Source organism: Pseudomonas sp. zfem001, assembly GCF_032621725.1.
GTDB classification, from domain to species: Bacteria; Pseudomonadota; Gammaproteobacteria; order Pseudomonadales; family Pseudomonadaceae; genus Aquipseudomonas; species Aquipseudomonas sediminis.
In genome coordinates this window covers 1-3577 of sequence record NZ_JAVYJI010000012.1, presented here as the reverse complement: position 1 = coordinate 3577, position 3577 = coordinate 1, and the positions used below count along the sequence as shown (strand labels likewise).

Annotated in this window: 4 protein-coding genes and 3 tRNA genes; all 7 read left to right on the top strand. The window is 57.2% G+C overall.

The window, feature by feature from the left end; genetic code table 11:
* The first annotated feature begins 508 nt into the window (after positions 1-508).
* Positions 509-1474, top strand: a complete 966-nt coding sequence (gene birA / locus RTH74_RS24060) for a bifunctional biotin--[acetyl-CoA-carboxylase] ligase/biotin operon repressor BirA (protein ID WP_316916325.1) — start codon at positions 509-511, stop codon at positions 1472-1474.
* The gene (locus RTH74_RS24055) at positions 1464-2213 is read left to right on the top strand and encodes a pantothenate kinase (RefSeq protein ID WP_125835264.1); all 750 of its coding nucleotides are present in this window, start codon (positions 1464-1466) and stop codon (positions 2211-2213) included. The genes birA and RTH74_RS24055 overlap by 11 nt, the downstream gene beginning before the upstream one ends.
* A gap of 8 nt (positions 2214-2221) precedes the next feature.
* Positions 2222-2908 carry an SPOR domain-containing protein gene (locus RTH74_RS24050; RefSeq protein ID WP_099526825.1) on the top strand — a complete coding sequence of 229 codons (687 nt, stop codon included), beginning with the start codon at positions 2222-2224 and terminating at the stop codon, positions 2906-2908.
* A gap of 141 nt (positions 2909-3049) precedes the next feature.
* Positions 3050-3134: transfer RNA gene (locus tag RTH74_RS24045), tRNA-Tyr, on the top strand.
* A 24-nt stretch (positions 3135-3158) separates the two neighbouring features.
* A tRNA-Gly gene (locus tag RTH74_RS24040) sits at positions 3159-3232 on the top strand.
* A 26-nt stretch (positions 3233-3258) separates the two neighbouring features.
* A tRNA-Thr gene (locus RTH74_RS24035) sits at positions 3259-3334 on the top strand.
* An 84-nt stretch (positions 3335-3418) separates the two neighbouring features.
* Positions 3419-3577 (top strand): GTP-binding protein (locus RTH74_RS24030; protein ID WP_256343747.1); only part of this gene is annotated, 159 nt, incomplete at its 3' end.

Below are 3577 nucleotides of genomic sequence, written 5' to 3'. Positions count from 1 at the left end.
AGAGTAGGTCATCGTCAAGCTCCTATACGAAACCCCAGATCGCGAAAGCGGTCTGGGGTTTCTTCTTTGTGGCGTGGAAAACAGAGCGAAAAGTCGTTCCTGCAAGCGCGTAGGGTGCGCTGTGCGTACCGACCAAGACGCGGTAAACGCGGTGCGCAGGGCGCACCCTACGTAGCTTCGCGAGCAGAGCTCGCTCCTACGGGGCATCAGCGCTCACCTCGGATTTGGGTTGCGGGAAACGCGCTCATGTAATCGCGTAGGGTGCGCTGCGCGCACTGACATGGTGGGGTTATTGCGGTGCGCGGGGCGCATCCTACGGGGTAGTGCGTTATCGGCATCAAGAAAAAGGCCACCTGAAGGTGGCCTTTGCTGTTTATAGGTTCTGAGGGTGTGGTCCTGTGCGTGGGCCAGGATCTTTCCTTTATATGGCTTTCTTATGCTTCCCGTTTTCTATGCAAGCCGGAGCCTCATCGTTATCATGCCAGCCTTGTTCGTGGCGGGGCCTGGCATGCTGGAATTGTTGAAACTTCTGCAGGATGGTCGATTCCATTCCGGTGAAGCCCTGGGGGCGAAGCTTGGGATAAGTCGCAGTGCCATCTGGAAGCAACTGCAAGGCCTGGAGGCCGAGCTGGGGATCGAGGTGTTCAAGGTTCCTGGTCGGGGCTATCGGCTGTCTTCACCCATGGCTTTGCTCGATGCCGGAGATATCTCTCGTGGCGCTGATGGCTTGGATTGGCCGATCTCTGTTGAGTCCAGCGTGGATTCGACGAATGCCGAGATCTTTCGTCGCCTCGATGCTGGAGTGAGTGCGCCTTTCGTGCTGCTTGCCGAGCGTCAGACCGCTGGCCGTGGTCGGCGGGGGCGTGTCTGGGCCAGCCCTTTTGCCGAGAACCTTTATTGCAGTGTCGTTCTGCGTGTAGAAGGTGGGATGAGTCAGGTGGAGGCCTTGAGTCTGACTGTAGGCCTTGCTGTCGCTAAAGCACTGCAATCCTGTGGCGTCGATGGCGCGCGACTCAAATGGCCGAATGATGTGCTGGTTGAAGGTCGCAAGATATCCGGAATTCTCCTGGAGCTCGCCGGAGATCCGGCCGATGTCTGTCATGTGGTGATTGGTATCGGTATCAACGTCAACATGGCAGTCGATGCGCCCGCTGTTATCGATCAGCCTTGGGCCTCGGTGCGCCAATGCCTTGGACGGATGCTCGATCGTAATGAATTGGCTGCTGAGCTGTTGTTGCAGCTTCGGAGCAGCCTGTCCACTCATTGGCAGCACGGCTTTGCTGGTTTGCGCGAGGAGTGGGAAGCCTTGCATGCATGGCGTGGGCGTTCTGTGGCGTTGACGGCAGGAAGCAATGCGACGCTGGGTGTCGTGCTTGGAGTTGATGAGCGAGGCGCTATTAGGCTGAGCGTGGATGGCGTTGATCGCTCCTTCAGTGGTGGCGAGTTGAGCCTGAGGTTGCAACATGATTCTTGAGCTCGACTGCGGTAATAGCTTTATCAAGTGGCGGGTCATCTCCGTGGATGGAGCACAGCGCCTTCTTGCTGGCGTGGTCGACTCCGATGCCGCGCTTTTCGAGTCTTTGGCTGCTGCGTCTGAGTTGCGGGTGAGTCGCTGTCGCCTAGTCAGTGTGCGTAGCGATGCTGAGACCGAGCAGTTGGTTGCGCGTATCCGTGATTCCTTAGGGGTGGATGCGGTCTGCGCTCAATCTGCTAGTCAGGTCGGGGTGGTGCAGAACGGTTATGAAGACTTCCGGCGCCTTGGTCTGGACCGTTGGCTGGCTGTGCTGGGTGCCTATCATCTGGGTCAGCGCGCTTGTCTGGTAGTGGATCTCGGAACTGCGGTGACCGCTGACTTCGTATCGGCCGATGGTAGGCATCAGGGTGGCTTCATCTGCCCTGGGTTGCCGCTGATGCGTGATCAGTTGAGCACGCACACTCGGCGTATTCGCTACGATCGTCAGGTGGCGCTTGCTGCGTTGCAGGAATTGGAGCCTGGGCGCTCCACTGCGGAGGCTGTCGAGCGAGGTTGCGTATTGATGTTGCGTGGTTTTGTTGCCGAACAGTTGCTGCAAGCTCAGGCTCGTTTTCCTGAGGGCTTCGAGGTCTTCCTTACTGGCGGCGATGCGGGCCTGGTGCGAGACGTGGTTCCGGGGGCGCAGGTTGTTCCTGATCTGGTATTTGTCGGACTGGCTATCGCCTGTCCCTTGAGCTGAGGCGAGGCATGCGCTGGATTCTGCTATTGCTCCTGCTACTTAACGCTTTCTATTACGTCTGGCATCAGCAGCAGGGCCCCTTGCGCGCCAAGGAGGTGGCTCCAGCCGGTGCTTATCAGTCGGCGCGTAAAGATATTCGTCTGTTGAGTGAGGCGGATGCGCCGCGCGTGCGCGCAGAATCTTCGGCGCCGGCTGATGCCGTTGCTCCTGAGGCAGCAGTCTGCCTCTATCTGGGGAGTTTCGAAGAGGAGTCGAGAGCCAGGGTTGTGGAGCAGCGGCTTTTGAGCTTGGACATCCAGGCTGAAGTGCGCAGCGTCGATGCTGCAGCCGGTGTCGAGTATTGGGTTTATCTGCCACCTCTGGCTTCGCGTCAGGCCTCGCTGAGGCAGTTGCGTGAACTGCAGGCCCGGCGTATCGATAGCTACATCATCACTCAGGGCGAGCTGGCGAACGGCATATCGCTGGGGATATTCCCTCGTAATGACTCGGCCAATAGCGTTATGCAGCGTTTGCGTGATGTGGGTTACGAGCCGCAGATTCGCGAACTCTCACGTGCGCATCGCAGTTTTTGGGTGCGCGTGGCTCCGGAAAGTCGGCGCTTGGCTGACGAGTTTTTGCTTGGGCGACTTGCCGGAGACTTCGCCGGTTTGCAGCATCAATTAATGCCTTGTGAAGGCGTTGCATTGCTCCAGTAGTTTGCATAGAATGGCGCCCGCTTCGCAGGGTGGTCAAAGTTGGTTCCCGGCGAAGATGTTGTCGAAGTAGCTAACCTCAAGATTTTAATGAGAAAAAGCTTGACAGCAGGGTGGCAGATCTAGAAAATGCCGCCTCACTTTGGAGGGGTTCCCGAGCGGCCAAAGGGATCAGACTGTAAATCTGACGTCATCGACTTCGAAGGTTCGAATCCTTCCCCCTCCACCAGATTCAGCGTGAGCTGCAAGCTCCGCGGGTATAGTTCAGTGGTAGAACCTCAGCCTTCCAAGCTGATGATGCGGGTTCGATTCCCGCTACCCGCTCCAGTTTGTGGTTGGCGCAACAGAGTTTGGCTCATGTAGCTCAGTTGGTAGAGCACACCCTTGGTAAGGGTGAGGTCAGCGGTTCAAATCCGCTCATGAGCTCCATATAATGAAGGCAGATATGAAAGTATCTGCCTTTGTTTTAATGGCGGCATGGCTTGCTCAATTCTTCGCTAGGAGACGGTCAAGATGGCTAAAGAGAAATTCGAACGTAACAAACCGCACGTCAACGTTGGCACCATCGGTCACGTTGACCACGGTAAAACCACTCTGACCGCTGCTCTGACCCGCGTCTGCTCCGAGGTATTCGGTTCGGCCAAGGTTGACTTCGACAAGATCGATAGCGCG